This window comes from Rubrivivax gelatinosus, from assembly GCF_004340905.1.
Classification (GTDB): Bacteria; Pseudomonadota; Gammaproteobacteria; order Burkholderiales; family Burkholderiaceae_C; genus Rubrivivax; species Rubrivivax gelatinosus.
Map to the genome: position 1 here is coordinate 25,018 of NZ_SLXD01000011.1, position 18,565 is coordinate 43,582.

General features: G+C 72.2%; 15 protein-coding genes. 5 read left to right on the forward strand and 10 right to left on the reverse strand.

Annotated features, from left to right (window positions below):
* Positions 1-56: 56 nt before the first annotated feature.
* The 5 genes from EV684_RS16795 to bchE form a co-directional block, all read right to left on the reverse strand.
* Entirely contained in the window at positions 57-3,014 is a 2,958-nt protein-coding gene (locus EV684_RS16795; protein WP_132648448.1) for a PAS domain-containing hybrid sensor histidine kinase/response regulator, read from the reverse strand.
* 15 nt (positions 3,015-3,029) lie between these two features.
* Positions 3,030-3,851 (reverse strand): orotidine-5'-phosphate decarboxylase, encoded by an 822-nt coding sequence (gene pyrF / locus EV684_RS16800; protein WP_132648449.1) that lies wholly within the window; start codon positions 3,849-3,851, stop codon positions 3,030-3,032.
* Positions 3,848-5,218: an adenylosuccinate lyase gene (purB, locus tag EV684_RS16805; RefSeq protein ID WP_132648450.1), complete on the reverse strand. Its 1,371-nt coding sequence runs from the start codon at positions 5,216-5,218 to the stop codon at positions 3,848-3,850. Before purB ends, pyrF begins: the two co-directional genes overlap by 4 nt.
* Positions 5,219-5,359: 141 nt before the next feature.
* The gene (bchJ, locus tag EV684_RS16810) at positions 5,360-5,947 is read right to left on the reverse strand and encodes a bacteriochlorophyll 4-vinyl reductase (RefSeq protein ID WP_132648451.1); all 588 of its coding nucleotides are present in this window, start codon (positions 5,945-5,947) and stop codon (positions 5,360-5,362) included.
* Positions 5,944-7,611 carry a magnesium-protoporphyrin IX monomethyl ester anaerobic oxidative cyclase gene (bchE, locus tag EV684_RS16815; RefSeq protein ID WP_132648452.1) on the reverse strand — a complete coding sequence of 556 codons (1,668 nt, stop codon included), beginning with the start codon at positions 7,609-7,611 and terminating at the stop codon, positions 5,944-5,946. The genes bchJ and bchE overlap by 4 nt, the downstream gene beginning before the upstream one ends.
* A gap of 200 nt (positions 7,612-7,811) precedes the next feature.
* Between bchE and EV684_RS16820 the strand changes: the two genes are divergently transcribed.
* A complete protein-coding gene (locus tag EV684_RS16820; RefSeq protein ID WP_132648453.1) occupies positions 7,812-8,801 on the forward strand; it encodes a BMP family protein in 990 nt (329 codons plus the stop codon).
* 114 nt (positions 8,802-8,915) lie between these two features.
* Positions 8,916-9,341 (forward strand): hypothetical protein, encoded by a 426-nt coding sequence (locus EV684_RS16825; protein ID WP_132648454.1) that lies wholly within the window; start codon positions 8,916-8,918, stop codon positions 9,339-9,341.
* 16 nt (positions 9,342-9,357) lie between these two features.
* Here EV684_RS16825 and EV684_RS16830 read toward each other — a convergent pair whose 3' ends face one another.
* Positions 9,358-10,311 carry a DUF3667 domain-containing protein gene (locus EV684_RS16830; RefSeq protein WP_242478673.1) on the reverse strand — a complete coding sequence of 318 codons (954 nt, stop codon included), beginning with the start codon at positions 10,309-10,311 and terminating at the stop codon, positions 9,358-9,360.
* 7 nt (positions 10,312-10,318) lie between these two features.
* Between EV684_RS16830 and EV684_RS16835 the strand changes: the two genes are divergently transcribed.
* Genes EV684_RS16835 through EV684_RS16845 form a run of 3 tightly spaced genes read left to right on the forward strand, consistent with a single transcriptional unit; the run spans position 10,319 to position 13,798 of the window.
* Positions 10,319-11,815: an ABC transporter ATP-binding protein gene (locus EV684_RS16835; protein WP_132648455.1), complete on the forward strand. Its 1,497-nt coding sequence runs from the start codon at positions 10,319-10,321 to the stop codon at positions 11,813-11,815.
* The gene (locus EV684_RS16840) at positions 11,805-12,863 is read left to right on the forward strand and encodes an ABC transporter permease (protein ID WP_132648456.1); all 1,059 of its coding nucleotides are present in this window, start codon (positions 11,805-11,807) and stop codon (positions 12,861-12,863) included. Before EV684_RS16835 ends, EV684_RS16840 begins: the two co-directional genes overlap by 11 nt.
* Positions 12,863-13,798 (forward strand): ABC transporter permease, encoded by a 936-nt coding sequence (locus EV684_RS16845; RefSeq protein WP_029718888.1) that lies wholly within the window; start codon positions 12,863-12,865, stop codon positions 13,796-13,798. The genes EV684_RS16840 and EV684_RS16845 overlap by 1 nt, the downstream gene beginning before the upstream one ends.
* A gap of 181 nt (positions 13,799-13,979) precedes the next feature.
* Here EV684_RS16845 and EV684_RS16850 read toward each other — a convergent pair whose 3' ends face one another.
* The 4 genes from EV684_RS16850 to deoC are packed head-to-tail and all read right to left on the reverse strand — an operon-like array spanning position 13,980 to position 18,383.
* Positions 13,980-14,633, reverse strand: coding sequence for a phosphoribosylanthranilate isomerase (locus EV684_RS16850; RefSeq protein ID WP_132648457.1), 654 nt, complete (start codon positions 14,631-14,633; stop codon positions 13,980-13,982).
* The gene (locus tag EV684_RS16855) at positions 14,630-15,958 is read right to left on the reverse strand and encodes a thymidine phosphorylase (protein ID WP_132648458.1); all 1,329 of its coding nucleotides are present in this window, start codon (positions 15,956-15,958) and stop codon (positions 14,630-14,632) included. The genes EV684_RS16850 and EV684_RS16855 overlap by 4 nt, the downstream gene beginning before the upstream one ends.
* 11 nt (positions 15,959-15,969) lie before the next feature.
* Positions 15,970-17,643: a bifunctional metallophosphatase/5'-nucleotidase gene (locus EV684_RS16860; RefSeq protein ID WP_132648459.1), complete on the reverse strand. Its 1,674-nt coding sequence runs from the start codon at positions 17,641-17,643 to the stop codon at positions 15,970-15,972.
* Positions 17,643-18,383: a deoxyribose-phosphate aldolase gene (gene deoC / locus EV684_RS16865; protein ID WP_132648460.1), complete on the reverse strand. Its 741-nt coding sequence runs from the start codon at positions 18,381-18,383 to the stop codon at positions 17,643-17,645. The genes EV684_RS16860 and deoC overlap by 1 nt, the downstream gene beginning before the upstream one ends.
* Between the last annotated feature and the right edge of the window lie 182 nt (positions 18,384-18,565).

An 18,565-nucleotide genomic window follows, 5' to 3' on the forward strand; every position in this document is an offset into this window, starting at 1 on the left:
GCCATGCTCGGCCGGACCCAGGCCCGAGCGTGATTCCACGCGCGAGGGCTGACGCCTCAGGCCGCCGTCCTCAACCACCGCACGAGCGTCTCGCGCAGCTTGTCGGCGTCGATCGGCTTGGTCAGGAAGTCGTCCATGCCGGCGGCGATCGCGGCCTCGCGTTCGCTGACCAGCGCCGCGGCGGTCAGGGCGATGATCGGCAGGCGCCGGCCGGCCTCGCGGTAGCGCAGCGTGCGCGTCGCCTCGTAGCCGCTCATCACCGGCATCTGCACGTCCATCAGCACGGCGTCGAAGGGCCGGCCGCTGGCGGCGGCACGCTCCACCGCCTCGACGGCCTGGCGGCCGTCGACCGCCTGCTCGACTTCCAGCCCCCAGCGCTCCAGCAGCGCGACGGCGATCATCATGTTGACCGGGTTGTCCTCGGCCATCAGCACGCGCGCACCGGCCAGTTCACGCGGCGCCGCGGCAGCCGAGGCCGGGGCCGCGGCGGCGACGGCCGCCGGTGTCGACGCCGCCGGCGCCAGGCTGCGCGGCAGCGGCAGCACGGCCCAGAAGACGCTGCCGCTGCCCGGATGGCTGTCGACGCCGACCTCGCCGCCCATCAGCGTCGCCAGCTCGCGGCAGATCGACAGCCCGAGGCCGGTGCCGCCGAAACGCCGTGTCGTCGACTCGTCGGCCTGGGTGAAGGGGCGGAACAGCCGCGCCTGCGTCGCCGGGTCGATGCCGGGGCCGCTGTCGTGCACCTCCAGCCGCACGCGGCCGCCGGGCGCACGCCGCGCGACGACACGCACGCCGCCGTCGGCGGTGAACTTCAGCGCGTTGCCGAGGAAGTTGGTGACGATCTGGCGCACGCGCAGCGGGTCGCCGACGACGGTGCCGTCCAGCCCCGGGCCGATGTCGAACTCCAGCGTCAGGCCGCGCGCCGCGGCCATCGTCGCGTAGACACGCTGCGCGCCGCGCAGCAGCTCGACGAGGTCGAAGGGCTCGCTGGCCAGCTCCATCCTGCCGGCCTCGATCTTGGAGACGTCCAGGATGTCCGAGACGATCGCCGCCAGCGACTGCGCGCTCTCGGCGATGTGGTCCAGGTACTGGCGGCGCAGGTTCTCGTCGAGCTTCGGGTCGCGCGCCAGCTTGGCGAGGTTGATCATCCCGTTGAGCGGGTTGCGCAGCTCGTGGTTGGTGTTGGCCAGGAAGGCGCTCTTGGCGCGGTTGGCGGCCTCGGCGGCGTCGCGTGCGGCGGCCAGCCGGCGCTCGAACTCGCGGCGTTCGGTGACGTCCTCGACGATCCACACCGCGCCGCCGCGTGCCGGGTCCACCGGGTCCACGGCCTTGACGACGACGCGCGCGAGGAAGCTGCTGCCATCGCGGCGCTGGGCGTGGCTTTCGAGCTCGAACGGCTCGCCGCGCGCCAGCGCGGGCAGCGTGCCGCGTGCGATCTCGACGATCTCGTCGTTGCCCGGCCAGACCGCCGCCGCGGGCCGTTCGACCAGGCCGCCCGGCGGCCAGCCGAACATCTGCTCGAAGCGCCGGTTGGCGAGCATGAAGCGGCCGGCGCGCGTGACGGCGATGCCGATCGACGCGTTCTCCAGGATCGCCTCGCGCTCGCGCCGGCTGCGTTCGGCCTCCGTGACGTCGCGCGCGTTGACGACGAGATAGTCGTGGCCTTCGACGCTGAAACGCGTGCCCGAGACCAGCACCGACAGCACGCGGCCGTCGCGTGCACGGAACTCGGCCGGCATGTCGGTGGCGGTGCCGGCGCGCTGCATCTGGTCGGCGAACTGGCGCCGCTGCTCGTCGTGCAGCCACAGCCCGAGTTCGATCGCGGTGCGGCCGGCGACGTCGGCGGCGGCGAAGCCGGTGGCGCGCACGAAGGTGTCGTTGGCCATCGTGAAACGCCCGGTCGCCAGATCGGTCAGCGTGATCAGCTCGGGGCTGCTGGCGAACAGGTGCCCCAGCACCGCCTCCGAGCGGCGCAGCGTCTGTTCGGCGGCCAGGCGGTCGGTGTCGTCGGCATAGATCGACAGCGTCGCGGGGCCGCCTTCGGCCTCGATGCGCACCGAGATCGCACGCACCGACAGGCGTTCGCCGCCGCGCGGCTGCAGCCGGAAGTCGGCGATCGCCAGCGCGTGGCCGACCTCGGCGTCCTCGAGTTCGTCGAAACGCCGGCGTTCGCGTTCGCGCGACTCGCCGGCCTCGTAGGCGCCCAGCAGGTCATGGCCGGCCAGCGTCTCCAGCGCGTCGCAGCCCAGCAGCACCAGCGCCGCCGGGTTGGCGTCGAGCACACGCCCGCGCCGGTGCAGCACCAGCGGTGTCGGGATGCGGGCGAACAGCTCCTCGTAGCGGGTCTCGGTGGCGGCGAGCGCCCGCCGTGCCGCCATCTCGGCGCTGACGTCGCGGGCGACACCCCAGAAGCCGACGAAGCTGCCGCGTTCGTCGCGCCGGGGCTCGCCGCTGATCAGCAGCGACCGCGGCCGGCCCTCGCGGCCCAGCCAGTGCACCAGCCGGTCGCGGAACGGGGAGCGGGCGTCCAGGTCGGCGCGCAGCAGGTCCAGCGTCTCGTCGTCGCAGCCGAAGGGCGGCAGCTCCCAGGGCGGGCGCCCCAGGCTGTCGGCCGGCGCCGGCTCGTCGCCGTTGTGGCGGCGGATGGCGACGAGGCGGTGTTCGGCGTCGAGTTCCCAGCAGGCGTCGGCGGCCAGCGCGAGCAGCGTGTGTGCGCGGCGTTCGCGCGCCGCCATCGCCTGGGCCTGGTGCCGGGCCTGGCGCGCCAGCCAGACGCCGGCGGCCGCCAGCAACGCCGCCAGCGCCAGCGCCGCGGCCAGCGGCAGGCGCAATGCCGGCGCGATCGGCAGGGGTGCCGCCAGCGTGGCGCCCGCGGCCACGGCCACCCCGAGCCCCGCGGCCGTCAGCGCGTGCGTGGCGCCCGGGCCGGGCAAGCCCCGCGTCGTGCCCGGGCCACCGGCCGGACCGCGCCGCGGCGTGCGCGGCGCGTGGTCGTCGGGCGGGCTCGGGACCAAGGCGGGACCTGGGGGCTACGAGCCGCGTTCGCGCTGCAGCAGCTCGCGGGTGCTCTCGGCCACCCGCCGAGCCGCGGCGGCGAAGTCCTCGCCCGCGCTCGCGTACAGCACGGCACGCGACGAGTTGACGATGATCGGCCCGTCGGGCCGCCAGCCGGCACGCACCGTCGCCGCCGCGTCGCCGCCCTGCGCGCCGACGCCGGGGATCAGCAGCGGCACCGTCGGCGCGATCGCCCGCACGCGCGCGATCTCCTCGGGGAAGGTGGCGCCGACGACGAGGCCCAGGCGGCGGTCGCGGTTCCAGGGCCCCGCCGCCAGGCGCGCGACGCGTTCGTACAGGCGTTCGCCGCCGTCGAGCCGCTGGTTCTGCAGGTCGCTGCCGCCGGGGTTGGAGGTGCGGCACAGCAGGATCAGGCCGCGGCCGTCCCAGCGCAGATAGGGCTCGATCGAGTCGAAGCCCATGTACGGCGACAGCGTCACCGCGTCGGCGTCGTAACGCTCGAAGGCCTCGCGTGCGTACTGCTCGGCGGTCGAGCCGATGTCGCCGCGTTTGGCGTCCAGGATCACCGGCACGCCCGGGGCGACGCGGCGGATGTGGGCGACTAGGCGTTCGAGCTGGTCCTCGGCGCGGTGCGCGGCGAAGTAGGCGATCTGCGGCTTGAAGGCGCAGACCAGGTCGTGCGTGGCGTCGACGATGGCGGCGCAGAAGTCGTGGATGCGCGCCGCGTCGCCTTTCCAGGCGCCGGGGAAACGCGCCGGCTCGGGGTCGAGCCCGACGCACAGCATCGACGCCTGGCGCGCCGTCGCGTCGGCCAGCCTGTCGATGAAAGGGCTCATGCCTTGTGCGCCAGCTGCACCGCCCGGCCGATGTAGTTGCCCGGCGTCATCGCCTTGAGCCGTTCGCGTTCGCCTGCGGGCAGCGCGTCCAGGCCGTCGATGAAGGCGTGGAAGGTCTCGCGGGTGACGGCGCGGCCGCGTGTCAGCTCCTTGAGCTGCTCGTAGGGGTTGGGCAGGCCGTGGCGGCGCATCACCGTCTGCACGGCTTCGGCCAGCACTTCCCAGGCGCTGTCCAGGTCGGCGGCGAGCGCGGCTTCGTTGAGCTCGAGCTTGTCCAGGCCGCGCAGCAGGCTGTCGTGGCCCAGCACCGCGTAGCCCAGCGCCACGCCCATGTTGCGCAGCACCGTGCTGTCGGTCAGGTCACGCTGCCAGCGGCTGATCGGCAGCTTCTGCGACAGGTGCGTCAAGAGCGCGTTGGCCAGCCCGTAGTTGCCTTCGGCGTTCTCGAAGTCGATCGGGTTGACCTTGTGCGGCATCGTGCTCGAGCCGATCTCGCCCGCCTTGGTCTTCTGCTTGAAGTAGCCCAGCGAGATGTAGCCCCAGACGTCGCGCGCGAAGTCGATGAGGATGGTGTCGCAGCGCGCCACGGCGTCGAACAGCTCGGCCATGTAGTCGTGCGGTTCGATCTGGATCGTGAACGGGTTGAACACCAGGCCCAGGCGCTGCTCGACGACCTGGCGGCTGAAAGCCTCCCAGTCGAAGGTCGGCCAGGCGGCGATGTGGGCGTTGTAGTTGCCCACCGCGCCGTTCATCTTGGCGCGCATCGGCACCGCGGCGATCACCTCGCGGGCACGCGTCAGCCGCGCGACGACGTTGGCGATCTCCTTGCCGACGGTCGTCGGGCTGGCGGTCTGGCCGTGGGTGCGGCTGAGCATCGGCACCGCGGCGAAGCCGTGCGCCATCTTGCGCAGGCGTTCGATCAGCGCGTCGATCGCCGGCAGCAGCACGGTGTCACGCGCGGCCTTCAGCATCAGCGCATGGCTGGTGTTGTTGATGTCCTCGCTGGTGCAGCCGAAGTGCACGAACTCGCCCGCCGACTTCAGTTCGGGCTCGTGTTCGATGCGCGACTTGATCCAGTACTCGACCGCCTTGACGTCGTGGTTGGTCGTGCGCTCGATGTCCTTGATCGCCTGGGCGTCGGCCTCGCTGAAACGCAGCGCCAGGCTGCGCAGCAGGCCGCGTGCGGCTTCGGACAGCGGCTTGAATTCGGCGAAACCGGCGTCCGACAGCGCGATGAACCACTCGACTTCGACCTGCACGCGGCGGTGCATCAGGCCGAATTCGCTCAGCAGCGGGCGCAGGGCGGCGAGTTTGGCGGCGTAACGGCCGTCGAGCGGCGAGAGGGCGGTCAGGGCGGTCAAGGTCATCACGTGCGCCGGGGGATGGCGGAAATGGCGGCGGCCGTCGTGTAGACGGCCGGACGTCCCCCATCAAGGGGTCTTGCAGATTCTAGGCCGTGTCCCGTGACACCTTGGCGCGCTTTTCGCCGCGCGAGGGCCGCGCGCCGTCTACCAGGTGATCTCGAAGCGGCACGCGGGGGCGCCGCAGGCCTCGCAGGCGCTTTCGTGCACCTGCGCATTGCGGTGCACGAGCACCGTGAAGAGGCGCTCGAAGGTGCCGGTGTAGAAGTCGCAGGCGGGCTCGTCGGCCTGCCAGCCGCGGCACAGCGGGTTGTCGCGGATCGTCAGCACGCAGGGGCGGCCGACGACGTAGCTGAAGTGGCCGCTGCCGGCGAAGGTCCAGGAATTGCGGCCGATCGCGGTGAGCAGCACACGCGCGGCCAGCGGCGCGGGCAGGATCTTCAGCAGCGCCTGCACCGGCTTGGGGATGCGCCGCGCGAGCAGGTAGTCGGCGGTGCGCACGCCGGCGGCGTGCGCGATCTCGCGTGCCGCCGCCGGGCCCAGCGACTCGCGCAGCACGCCGTGCAGGCGGCGCACCTCCGCCTCGTCCACCATGGACTCGGGCGGGGCGGTCAGGTAGTTCACCAGGCCGGCGCGGTCGAACAGCCGCCGCGTCAGGTCGGTGCCGACCCGCGAGGGCAGCACCTCCGCGACGCGGATGATGGCGTTCGGACCGATGCGGCCGGCGACGTTCACGACGCGCGCACCTCCGTGGCGGCCTGCTGCTCTTCGGTCAGCTGCTCGGTGCCGCCGCCGCAGGCCATCGCGGCCTTGGCGATCTCGAAGTTGTCGTCGCCCTTGCGGCGGCGCATCTCGATCTTCGGCCCGTGCATCGTGACCCAGCCGTCGTCGACGCGCGAGAGCTCGTCGGCGGTCTGGGCGTCGATGCGGCGCTCCTTGTCGAAGCTGAAGTTGACCGCCTTCTTGGACTGCGGGCCCCAGTAGCCGACGCGGCCCAGGTCGTAGAACTTGCGCTCGAAGCCGCTCTTCAGGAATGCCTTCAGGCAGCCCATCAGGTACTTGCGGCGCAGCTTGTCCTTCGTGAACGGGTACTGCAGGAACGCCTTGTTCATGAAGAACCGGCGGTAGTTGTTCATCACCCGGTCGAGCAGCTCGCCGCGGTCCATCGCGTCGGGCTTCATGATCGGGGTCACGAAGTTGTACTTCTCGAAGTCGAAGACCTCGACCTTGTCGCCCAGCTCCTGGAACAGGTCGGAGAACGGCCAGGGCGTGTACATCGCCCAGTTGGCCATGTCCGGGTTCCAGTCGCGCGCCATCCGGTAGGTCTCTTCCAGCGTCTCGGCGGTCTCGTTCTCGAGGCCGACGATGAACTGGGCTTCGGTGACGATGCCGTTGTCCTTCAGGAGCTGGATCGCGCGCTTGTTCTGCTCGATCGTGGTCTCCTTGTTGAACATGTCGAGCTTGAGCTGCGCGGCGGCCTCGGTGCCCAGCGAGACGTGGATCAGGCCGGCCTTGCGGAACAGCGGCAGCAGCTTCTCGTCGCGCAGGATGTCGGTGACGCGGGTGTTGATGCCCCACAGCACGCCGAGGTCGCGCTTGATCAGCTCTTCGCAGAACTCGATGAACTTCTTGCGGTGGATCGTCGGTTCCTCGTCGGCGAGGATGAAGAAGCCGACGTCGTGCTGCTTGACCAGGACCTCGATCTCGTCGACCACCTTCTTCGGGTCACGGATGCGGTAGTCGCGCCAGAACTTCCACTGGCTGCAGAACGAGCAGGTGAACGGGCAGCCGCGCGCGAAGTTCGGGATCGCGACGCGCTTGTTCATCGGGATGTAGATGTACTTGTCCCACTCGAGGATGCCCCAGTCCGGCGTGATGCGGTCCAGGTCCTCGATCGGGGGCTCGGCCGGCGTGGCGACCACCTTGCCGTCGGGCGTCGCGTAGGCGATGCCGTTGACGCAGTTGCGGTCGGCCATGAAGCGGCCCTGGTCGACGGCGGTCACCAGGTTCAGCATGACCTGCTCGCCTTCGCCGCGCACGATGGCGTCGATCCACGGCGCTTCCTTGAGCACCTGCGGATACATGAAGGTGCCGTGGATGCCGCCCAGCACCGTGACGATGTCGGGGTTGATCTCCTTGACGATCTGCAGCGTGCGCTCGGCCTTGTAGATCGCCGGCGTGATCGCGGTGCAGCCGACGATGTCGGGCTTGAGCGCGGTGATCTTCTCGCGGACCTGGTCTTCGCTCAGGTCGTTGGTCATCGCGTCGACGAAGATGACGTCCGTGTAGCCGCCCGCCTTGAGGTAGCCGGTCAGGTACGCCACCCACGCGGGAGGCCAGTTGCCGGCGATCTCGGCACCGCCGGAGTGATAGTTGGGGTGGATGAACAGCACACGCATGGAAACGGCTCCTCGCGATTCGGACTCGCACGGTAGGCGGGCACCCTGAATTCAGTTTTGCCCTAAGTCAATGACGTGTGACAGCCCCACTGACAACCGGGCCTGACACTCTTGGCTGCTGTCAAGTGCGCCGGGGCACGGGGCTTGCTAAAGTGCCCCGCTGCTGCCGTAACACCCCGATACAGCCCCCAGGAGCCCCGATGAGAACCACCCGCCGCATCACCCTGCTCGCCGCCGCCACGCTGGCGCTCGGCTTCGCCGTCCCGGCCTTCGCGCAGTCCAAGCTGAAGGTCGCCGCGATCTACACCGTGCCGGTGGAACAGCAGTGGGTCAGCCGCATCGACAAGGCGCTGAAGGCGGCCGCGGCGCGTGGCGAGGTCGAGTACGTGTTCAGCGAGAACGTCGCCAACGCCGACTACGAGCGCGTGATGCGCCAGTACGCCGAGGCCGGCAACGTGCTGATCCTCGGCGAGTCCTTCGCCGTCGAGACCGCCGCGCGCAAGGTCGCCAAGGACTACCCGAAGGTCTCGTTCCTGATGGGCAGCTCGGGCAAGCCGCAGGCGCCCAACTTCAGCGTCTTCGACAACTACATCCAGGAGCCGGCCTATCTGAGCGGCATGATCGCCGCCGGCATGAGCAAGAGCGGCAGGATCGGCATGGTCGGCGGCTACCCGATTCCCGAGGTCAACCGCCTGATGAACGCCTTCATCGCCGGCGCCAAGGAAGTGAACCCGAAGGTCGAGTTCTCGATCAGCTTCATCAACAGCTGGTTCGACCCGCCCAAGGCCAAGGAAGCCGCCTTCGCGATGATCGACAAGGGCGCCGACGTGATGTACGCCGAGCGTTTCGGCGTCAGCGACGCGGCCAAGGAGCGCAAGGTGCTGGCCATCGGCAACGTCATCAACACCCAGGCGCAGTACCCCGACACGGTGGTCGCCTCGGCGCTGTGGAACATGGAACCGACCGTCGACGCCGCGATCAAGGCGGTGAAGGCCGGCGCCTTCAAGGCCGAGGACTACGGCCGCTACTCGACGATGAAGTTCAAGGGCTCCGAGCTGGCGCCGCTGGGCAGCTTCGCGAAGAAGGTCCCGGCCGATCTCGTCGCCAAGGTCCAGGCCAAGGAGAAGGCCATCCTCGCCGGCAGCTTCGTCGTCAAGGTCGACGACAGCCAGCCCAAGGCCGGGAAGTGACGCGTTTCGGGGGCAGCGCACGCTTTCCCCGCCGCGTTCGCGCTTAGCATGCCGGCCGGGCGCCCGCCGCCCGCCGGCCCCCGCCTTTCATCGCCAACAAGACGAAGAAGCACCATGACCCGTGCCCTGCTCTGTGCCGCCGTTCTCGCCGTCGCCGCGCCCGCCGCGTCGGCCGCCGCCCCGGCCTACGACATCGAGGACTTCTCGACCGCCGCCCTGATCGACAAGCCCACCGTGATGGCGGCCTGGAAGGAAGCGCTGCCCACCGAGCGCCTGGCCAAGCTCTACCCGAAGGCCAAGTGGGGCTTCCTCAGCCAGGTCGAAGGCGGCGTCGTCGACGGCAAGCTGTGTGTCGTCACCGCGCGCGTGACGCTGCTGCCCAAGACCACGCCGACGCGGCGTTTCGTCTGGGAGCCGGCGAAGAGCTCGACGGTCTTCGACGGCCGCCCGGTGACCACGCCCGCCGAGTGCGGCGCGCTGGCGCAGGAGCGCCTGAAGGACGCGCTGCGTTCGCTGGTCTCCAGCCTGGTGAAGAACTGAGCCGGGCGCTGCGGCCTCAGGCCAGCAGCGCCCACAAGGCTGCGATCACCATCGCGGCGACCATCGTCGTGAAGTACAGCGTCGCGACGACGCTGCTGCGCAGCGCCTGCGTCCACCAGCGCCCGCCGTACACACGGCGCATCGCCAGCCAGGTGTAGACCGGCACGACGAGCCAGGCCAGGCCTTCGAAGCCGCCCAGCGGCAGCAGCGTGATGCCCAGCATCGCGAACCAGAACGCGTGCACGTGCAGCGCGAAGACGAGGTGCTCGGTGTAGCGCAGCCGCCGGTTGCGGTAGGCCAGCGCCAGCCAGGCCGCGAAACCCGGCAGCAGCACGAACATCGCCGGGCCGACGGCGTCGACCAGCCGGGCCTTCAGTCCGCGCGTGTCGTTGGCCAGCGCCTCGGGCCCCGTGCCCAGGCGCTGCTCCAGCCGCTTGCAGACCCAGGCCGGCAGGTTCTCGCACTCGAAACCCTTGCCGTCGGGCTTGAAGCCGAACTGCACGCTGGCGCCGCCGATCTTCAGCTCGACCTTCGGCGGCTCGTCCTTGTCCAACTGCACCGCCGGCTGCGGCTGGCCGGCGTCGAGCAGGTTGGACAAACGCAGCGCCAGCAGCACCAGCACGCTGATCGTCAGGTACAGCCGCAGCGGCAGCACATAGTGCTTGCGCCGGCCGCGCAGGTACTGGCGCGTCAGCTCGCCGGGGTGGCGAAACAGCTGCGCCAGCGTGCGCCCCATCGCGCCCTCGGTCGACAGGTAGGCGCCGCCGAACTGCTGCACGAACTCGCCGACGGTGGGCGCGCGCACCCGCGTCTCCTGGCCGCAGTGCGGGCAGAACTTGGGCGTCGGCTCGGGCAGCGGCTGCTCGCAGTTGGGGCAGGAGTCCAGGATGCGTGTTTCGGGTGGCGGGCGGTCGTGATGGTAGCGGCAGCTCCGGGTTCCCCCTGGGCTGGCGCGCTTCGTGCGTGACAATCCCGCGATGTCTGCGAGTCCCCCGGTCCTGCGCCTCCGAGGCGTCACCAAACGCTTCGGCCCCCTGGTCGCCAACGACGGCATCTCGCTGGACCTGGACCGCGGCGAGGTGCTCGCGCTGCTCGGCGAGAACGGCGCCGGCAAGAGCACGCTGGTGTCCATCCTCTTCGGCCACTACGTCGCCGACGAAGGCTCGATCGAGGTCGACGGCCGCACGCTGCCGCCGGGCCAGCCCAAGGCGGCGCTGGCCGCCGGCATCGGCATGGTGCACCAGCACTTCACGCTGGCCGACAACCTGAGCGTGCTCGACAACGTGATGCTCGGCACCGAGCCGCTGTGGCAGCCGTTCACGCGCCGCGGCGACTGGCGCCGCCGCCTGCTCGACGCGGCGCAGCGTTTCGGCCTGCAGGTCGACCCCGACGCGCGCATCGCCGAGCTGTCGGTGGGCGAGCGCCAGCGCGTCGAGATCCTGAAGGCCCTGGTGCGCGGCGCGCGCATCCTGATCCTCGACGAGCCGACCGCGGTGCTGACGCCGCAGGAGAGCGAGTCGCTGTTCGCGACGCTGGCGCAGATGGTCGATGGCGGCCTGTCGATCATCTTCATCAGCCACAAGCTCGACGAGGTGCTGCGTGTCAGCGACCGCATCGCCGTGCTGCGCGGCGGCAAGCTGATCGCCGTGCTGCCGGCCGAAGGCGCGAGCAAGGCCGACCTCGCCGAGGCGATGGTCGGCCGCACGGTGGCGCCGGCGGTGAAGACGCGCCACGAACCCGGCCCGGTGGTCTGCGAGCTGCCCGGCACGACGCTGGCCATCCGCGCCGGCGAGGTCTTCGCGGTCGCCGGGGTCGCCGGCAACGGCCAGCAGGCGCTGGCCGAGGCGCTGTGCGGCGAACACGCGCCGCCCGGCGGCGCCGTGCGGCTGGACGGCCGCGAACTGCCGGCCGCGCCGCGGCGCTTCGTCGAAGCCGGCGTCGCGCGCATTCCCGAAGACCGCCACGCCGTCGGCGTCGTCGGCGACCTGCCGATCTGGGAGAACGCGGTGCTCGAGCGCCACGCCAGCCCGGCCTTCGCACGCTGGGGCGTCGTGCGCCGCGGCGCCGCACGCGCCTTCGCACGCGAGGTCGTCGAGCGCTTCGACGTGCGCGGCGGCGGCCTGGACACGACGACCCGCTCGCTGTCCGGCGGCAACATGCAGAAGCTGATCCTCGGCCGCGCGCTGCGGGGCAGCGGCACGACGCCGCGGCTGGTGGTCGCCAACCAGCCGACCTGGGGCCTGGACGTCGGCGCCGTCGCCTACGTGCACCAGCAACTGCTCGACGCCTGCGCCGCCGGTGCCGCGGTGCTGCTGATCAGCGAAGACCTGGACGAGATCTTCGCGCTCGCCGACCGCGTCGCCGTGCTCTACCACGGCGTGCTCGGCGCGCCGCGTGCGACGGCCGACTGGACGCTGGCCGACATCGGCCTGGCGATGGCCGGTGCCGGCCGGGAGGTGGCGCATGCGGCTTGAACGACGCACCGAGGTGCCGCGGGCGCTGCTCGTCGCCGCGCCGCTGGCGGCCGTGGCCTTCACGCTGCTCGTGACCTCGCTGCTGGTGGCCTGGGCCGGCGCGCCGGTCGGCCGGGCCTACGCGCTGCTGCTCGAAGGCGGCTTCGGCTCGCGCTTCGCGATCACCGAGACGCTGACACGCGCCACGCCGCTGATCTTCACCGGCCTGGCCGCCGCGGTCGCGTTCCGTGCCCGGCTGTTCAACATCGGCGCCGAGGGCCAGCTCTACGCCGGCGCGCTGGCGGCGGTGGCCGTCGGCGGGCTGCACGACGGCGTCGGCTACGAGATCGCGCCGGCGCTGCTCTTCGTGCTGATGTTCGCCGCCGCCGCGCTGGCCGGCGCATTGCTGCTGCTGGGCCCGGCGCTGTTGAAGAGCCGCTTCGGCGTCGACGAGGTCGTGACGACGCTGCTGCTGAACTTCATCGTGCTGCTCTTCGTCTCGGCGATGCTCGACGGCACGATGAAGGACCCGATGGCCATGGGCTGGCCGCAGAGCGTGGCGCTGCAGGACGCGCTGCAGCTGGACAAGCTGCTCGAACGCAGCCGCGTGCACACCGGCCTCGTCGCCGCCGTCGTGCTGGCCGTCGCGCTGTGGGCGCTGCTGAAGACCACGACGCTGGGCTTCCAGATCCGCGCCGTCGGCGCCAACCCGCGCGCCGCGCGTTTCGCCGGCATGCCGGTGGGCTGGACGACGGTGAAGGTGGCGCTGCTGTCGGGCGCGCTGGCCGGGCTGGCCGGCGCCGTGGAGGTGGCCGGGCGCACCGGCTACGTCACCCTGGACATGAGCCCGGGCTACGGCTACAGCGGCATCGTCATCGCGATGCTGGCGATGCTCAACCCGCTGGCCGTCGTCGCCGCCGCGGTCTTCGTCGCCGGCATGCTGGTCGGTGCCGACAGCATGAGCCGCGCCGTCGCCGTGCCGACCTACATCGCCGACGTCATCGTCGCCGTGTCGCTGATCAGCGTGCTGGTGGCGACGATGCTGACCCAATACCGGATCCGCCGCTGATGAGCGATACGCTTGATTTGCTGATGGCCGCGCCCTTCTGGGTGGCGGTGCTGCGCATCGCGACGCCGCTGGTGCTGGGCACGCTGGGCGTGCTGATGTGCGAACGCGCCGGGGTGCTGAACCTCGGCATCGAGGGGATCATGGTCGCCGGCGCCTTCGCCGGCTGGCTGGCGGTCTACCAGGGCGCCGGGCTGTGGACCGGCGTCGCCGTCGCGGCGGCGGTCGGCGCCGTCTTCGGCCTGCTGCACGGCGGCCTGACCGTCGTGCTCGGGCTGTCGCAGCACGTCGCCGGGCTGGGCATCACGCTGCTGGCGACCAGCCTGGCGAGCTTTGCCTACCGCGTCGGTTTCCCCAAGGTCGAGACGCCGCCGACGATCCAGCCCTTCGAGCCGATGTCCTGGCTGCCGATCCCCGTGCTCAACGAGCAGACGCCGCCGGTGCTGTTGGCGCTGCTGCTGGTGCCGGCGATCGCCTGGTTCCTCTACCGCACGCCGCTGGGGCTGGCCGTGCGCATGGTCGGCGAGAACCCGGCCGCCGCCGAAGGCCAGGGCCTGAACGTCGTGCGCCTTCGCCTGGGCGCGGTGGCCGCCGGCTCGGCGCTGATGGGCGTGGCCGGCGCCTTCCTGACGCTGTCGGCCTTCAACGCCTTCTACTTCAACATGGTCAACGGCCGCGGCTGGGTCTGCGTGGCGCTGGTCGTGTTCGCGTCCTGGCGGCCGGGCAAGGCGCTGGCCGGCGCGCTGCTGTTCGCCTTCTTCGACGCGCTGCAGCTGCGGCTGCAGCAGGCCGGCGGCGGCGTCTTCGGCGTCGAGCTGCCGTACCAGGTCTACCTGATGCTGCCCTACGCGATGGCGATCGTCGCGCTGGTCGTGATGGCGCGGCGTGCCGCGTATCCGCAGGCGCTGATGAAGCCTTATCGCCAGGGCGAACGCTAGGAGTTCGCGCGGCGGCGCGAACTCCTAGCCTGCGGCTGAACCTTGGGCTCCCCCGAGCCCCCTCCGGGAGGGTGCTCCCGCTCGTTCGACGGCTCCCTCCAGCCTCCCTCCGAGAGGGAGGCTCCAGTCAGTCTGACGAGGGGAGGCGCTCGTCGGCCTGCTCTTGCGTTCCCATGCCGGTCTAATCTTCCAGCGCGGCGAAGAACGCGGCCAGCTTGCGGTCGTCCAGTTCGCCGTTGCAGCGCACGCCGCTGCACAGGTCCAGGCCGTAGGGCTGCACGGTCTCGACGGCCTGGCGCACGTTGGCCGGGTTCAGGCCGCCGGCCAGGAACAGCGGCAGCGGGCCGATCGCGTCGCGGATGCGGCGGCTGATCGCCCAGTCGTGGCGCCGGCCGGTGCCGCCCAACTCCTTGACCGCCAGCGCCGGGTTGCCCGAGTCGAGCAGGATCGCGTCGACATAAGGCTCCACCGCCACCGCCTCGGCTATCGACGCTTCGCCGGTGACGTGGATGACCTGCACGATCTCGACGCCCGGGCACAGCCTGCGCAGCGCCTGCAGCTCTTCGACGGCCACCGCGTCCACGAGCTGCAGCGTCGTCGTGCCGGCGGCGGCGTGCTGCGCGGCGATCGAGGCCGCGTCGGTGCGGCAGGTCAGCAGGAACGTTCGCGTCGGCGGCGGCACCGCGGCGGCGATCTCGGCGATCGTCGCGTCGGCGATCACGCCGGGCCCGCTGGGCATCGCCGACACCAGGCCCAGCGCCGAGGCGCCGGCCGCGACCGCGCGGCGCGCTTCGTCGACGCTGGCGATGCAGCAGATCTTGACCACGGGCTTCATGCAATGTCTCCGTCGATGCGTTGATGCAGCCAGGGTGGCGGTGGCGGCGCGCTGTCGGCCAGCGTGACGGCGGCCTGCACGGCGGCCACGGCACGCGCGGCGCCGGCCTTGTCGGCCGCATGCACGCGCGCCAGCGGCTCGCCGGCGCGGCGGGTCTCGCCCAGCGCGACCATGGCGTCCAGGCCGACACGCGGGTCGACGACGTCGCCGCCACGGCGCCGGCCGCCGCCCAGTTCGACGATCGCGTATCCCAGCGCGCGGGCGTCGATGGCGGCGACGACACCGTCGCGCGGCGCCGGCACCTCGGCGATGACCGGCGCGCTGGCCAGCCGCGCATCCTTCAGCACGTCGCCCGGGCCACCGAGCCCGGCGACCATCGCCGCGAAACGTTCGGCCGCCGCGCCGCTGGCCAGCGCTTGGCGCGCCGCGGCCAGCGCCGCCGGCTCGTCGGCCTGCAGCCCGCCCAGCACCAGCAGCCGCGCCGCCAGGCCCAGCGTGACCTCGACCAGGCGCGCATCGCCCGGCTCGCCACGCAGCAGCGCCAGGCATTCGGCGACTTCCAGCGCGTTGCCGGCGCTGCGGCCCAGCACCTGGTTCATGTCGGTGACCAGCGCCGCCGCGGCCAGCCCGGCGCCGCGTGCGGTGTCGACCAGGCTCGTGGCCAGCGCCTGCGCCGCTGCCGCGTCGCGCATGAAGGCGCCGCTGCCGAGCTTGACGTCGAGCACCAGCGCGTCCAGCCCGGCCGCCAGCTTCTTGCTGAGGATGCTGGCGGTGATCAGCGGCAGCGACTCGACGGTGGCCGTGACGTCGCGGATGGCGTAGAGCCGGCGGTCGGCCGGCGCCAGGCGCGCGGACGCGCCGACGATGGCGCAGCCGGCCGTGCGCAGCACCGTGTGCAGGCGTTCGGGCGACGGGTCGACGCCGTAGCCGGGCAGCGATTCCAGCTTGTCCAGCGTGCCGCCGGTATGGCCCAGGCCGCGGCCGCTGATCATCGGCACCAGGCCGCCGCAGGCGGCGACGATGGGCGCCAGCAGCAGGCTGGTCTTGTCGCCCAGGCCGCCGGTGCTGTGTTTGTCCAGCACCGGGCGGCCGAAGCCGGCCCAGCGCAGGCGCTCGCCGGAATCGGTCATCGCCTGCGTCAGCGCCACGGTCTCGGCGCGGTCCATGCCGCGCAGCAGCACGGCCATCGCCAGCGCGGCGACCTGGGCGTCGCTCCAGCGCGCCTCGCCTTCGGGCGCGGTCAGGCCGGCGACGAAGGCGCGGATCTCGTTGCCGGACAGCGCACGGCCGTCGCGCTTGTTGGAGATCACTTCGGCAGCCAGCATCGTCACCTCGTTCAGCGGCGGCGCACGGCACGGGCATCCTGCGGCGGCTGCAGCCCGGGGTGGCGGCCCAGGTAGTCGGCCAGCGCGTCGGCGTCGCCGATGCCGACGACACGCTCGCGGCCGTCGCGCAGCATCGGGAACCGGTCGCCGCCCTCGGCGAGGTAGCTGTTGACCGTCAGGCGCACGGGCTGCCCGGGCGTGACCGGCTGGCCGTCCAGCGTCAGCGAGCCCGGCAGCAGCCGCGCGCCGGGCGGGCGCGTGGCGTCCCACTCGTAGCGCAGGCCGCGCGAGGCCTGCAGCACACGCGGGCGCTCGCCGGCGAACTGCTGCTCCAGCAGCGCCGCCAGCTGCGCGCCGCTGATCGTCATCGTCACCAGGCGGTTGCCGAAGGGCTGGGCCTCGAACACGTCCTCGTAGCGCACGCGGCCGTCGGCGGGTTTGAGGATCGGGCTGCGCAGCCCGCCGGGGTTGGTCAGCGCGAGTTGGGCGCCGGCGGCGCGCGTGGCGTCGAGCTGCGCGTCGGCGACGACGCGCCCCAGCACCGACTCGCCCGAGTCGTCGGGCTCGCGTGTCAGCGACGCGGCGATCGTGCCCACCACGCGCTTGGCCAGCGGCGCGGCCAGGCGTTCGTAGGCGGCGATCAGCGCCGTCTGGCCGGCGTCGGGCGCGAAGCGGCGCGTGTCGACGACGACGTTGCGCGCCTGCGAGCGCAGCACCTCGCCGCTGGCGCGGTCGAGCTCCAGGTCGATGGCCGTGACCAGCGTGCCGTAGCGGTCGCCGCTGGTGACCAGCCGCCCGTCGACGCGGCAGACGTAGGCGCGGTGCGTGTGGCCGCTGACGACGACGTCCACCGCCGGGTGCAGCCGCGGCACGATGCGCGTGATGGTGCCGCGCAGGTCGTCGCAGCCGTCGCGCCCGCCGTCGGCCTCCCCGCCTTCGTGCAGCAGCACGACGATGGCCTGCACGCCCTGGCGCTGCAGCTCGGGCACCAGCGCGTTGACGGTCTCGGCCTCGTCGCGGAACTCCAGCCCGGCCACGCCGCCGGGAGACACGATCTGCGGCGTGCCCTTCAGCGTGAGGCCGACGAAGGCCACCGGCACGCCGTCGAAGCGGCGGATGGCGTAGGGCGGCAGCAGCGTCTGGCCGGTGGCGCGCACGACGGTGCTGGCCGCCAGGTACTGGAAGCCGGCGCCGGCGAACGGCTTGGGCCCGCGGCAGCCGTCGGCCGGGTGGCAGCCGCCGCGCTGCAGGCGCAGCAACTCGTCGGCGCCGTCGTCGAACTCGTGGTTGCCGACGGCGGCGTAGGCCAGGCCCATGGCCGACAGCGACTCGACTGTCGGCTCGTCGTGGAACAGCGCCGACAGCAGCGGCGACGCGCCGACCAGGTCGCCGGCGGCGACGAAGACGTGGTTCGGGTACCCGGCCGCCAGCTCGCGCACCGCGCTGGCCATGGCCGCGGCGCCGCCGGCCGGGATGCTGCGGCTGCGCGACGGGTCGGCCGGGTCCGCCTCGCGATAACCGCCGGGCGGCGGCAGCAGGTGGCCGTGGAAGTCGTTGATGGCCAGCAGGCGCAGCGGCACGGTGGCCGCGGGGGCGGTGGCGGGCGGGGCGGCGGACGGCGCCGCGGCGCAGCCGCCCAGCAGCGCGGCGGCCAGCGCCAGCGACGCCGGCAGTCGCGCCGCCATCAGTAGCTGCCGGCCGCAGCCGGCCGCGCCGTGCCGCCGATCACGGCCTGCAGGTCGTCGAGCAGGCTGCTGGCGCCGATGCGAAAGCGCGCCGGCGTCGGCTGGCCGATGGCCGCACGCGCCAGGTAGACGTAGTTCTGCGCCTGCTCGGCGGTGCGGATGCCGCCCGAGACCTTGAGCCCCACCTGGCGGTAGCCGCCGCTGGTGATGGCGGTGAGCAGCAGGCGCGCGGCGTCGATGGTGGCGCCGTTGGGCGTGCGGCCGGTGCTGGTCTTCAGGAAGTCGGCGCCGGCGTCGAGCGCGATGCGGGCGGCGTTGCGGATCAGCAGCGGGTCGCGCAGTTCGCCGGTCTCGAGGATGACCTTCAGCGTGCGGCCGCGCGTTTCGCGCCGCACCTGGGCGAGCAGCGTGCGCGCCTGGTCCAGCGCCTGCCAGGGCATCACGACGTCGACCTCGTCGCCGCCGGCGGCCACGATCTCGGCCGCTTCGCGCACGGCGCGTTCGACATCCGTGCTGCCGTCCGGGAAGTTGGCCACCGCCGCCACCTTGACGGCCGGCGGCAGCGCCGCGCGGGCCTGCGCCACGAACCGCGGCCAGACGCACACCGCCGCCACCCGCCCCTGCGGCCCCTCGGCGCGCCGGCACAGGCGCTCCACGTCAGCCGCCGTGTCGGCGTCGTTCAGGCTCGTCAGGTCCAGACAGGCGAGCGCGGTGCGGGAGGTGGCGATCAGGTCTTTCATTTCGGGTGGGCGGGCGGGGATGGGTGTCGGGGTGGAGTTTGACACCGGGGTGTGGGGCGGTGGTTGATGGCGCCTGTAGTTGTCGCCGGCTTGCCTTTTGTTTGGTTGCGCGTGGCGTTGCGTCGGTGCTTATCGCGTGCGAGCGCCGAGGCGTGCCACGGCCGCCGGGTGGCCGGTTCCGG

What these genes read in the sequence shown, in the direction of transcription:
- pyrF (WP_132648449.1), bottom strand. Translation starts at nt 3,851, where the DNA reads ATGAGCCCTTTCATCGACAGGCTGGCCGACGCGACGGCGCGCCAGGCG.
- purB (WP_132648450.1), bottom strand. Translation starts at nt 5,218, where the DNA reads ATGACCTTGACCGCCCTGACCGCCCTCTCGCCGCTCGACGGCCGTTAC.
- bchE (WP_132648452.1), bottom strand. Translation starts at nt 7,611, where the DNA reads ATGCGTGTGCTGTTCATCCACCCCAACTATCACTCCGGCGGTGCCGAG.
- EV684_RS16820 (WP_132648453.1), top strand. Translation starts at nt 7,812, where the DNA reads ATGAGAACCACCCGCCGCATCACCCTGCTCGCCGCCGCCACGCTGGCG.
- EV684_RS16825 (WP_132648454.1), top strand. Translation starts at nt 8,916, where the DNA reads ATGACCCGTGCCCTGCTCTGTGCCGCCGTTCTCGCCGTCGCCGCGCCC.
- EV684_RS16835 (WP_132648455.1), top strand. Translation starts at nt 10,319, where the DNA reads ATGTCTGCGAGTCCCCCGGTCCTGCGCCTCCGAGGCGTCACCAAACGC.
- EV684_RS16840 (WP_132648456.1), top strand. Translation starts at nt 11,805, where the DNA reads ATGCGGCTTGAACGACGCACCGAGGTGCCGCGGGCGCTGCTCGTCGCC.
- EV684_RS16845 (WP_029718888.1), top strand. Translation starts at nt 12,863, where the DNA reads ATGAGCGATACGCTTGATTTGCTGATGGCCGCGCCCTTCTGGGTGGCG.
- EV684_RS16850 (WP_132648457.1), bottom strand. Translation starts at nt 14,633, where the DNA reads ATGAAGCCCGTGGTCAAGATCTGCTGCATCGCCAGCGTCGACGAAGCG.
- EV684_RS16855 (WP_132648458.1), bottom strand. Translation starts at nt 15,958, where the DNA reads ATGCTGGCTGCCGAAGTGATCTCCAACAAGCGCGACGGCCGTGCGCTG.
- EV684_RS16860 (WP_132648459.1), bottom strand. Translation starts at nt 17,643, where the DNA reads ATGGCGGCGCGACTGCCGGCGTCGCTGGCGCTGGCCGCCGCGCTGCTG.
- deoC (WP_132648460.1), bottom strand. Translation starts at nt 18,383, where the DNA reads ATGAAAGACCTGATCGCCACCTCCCGCACCGCGCTCGCCTGTCTGGAC.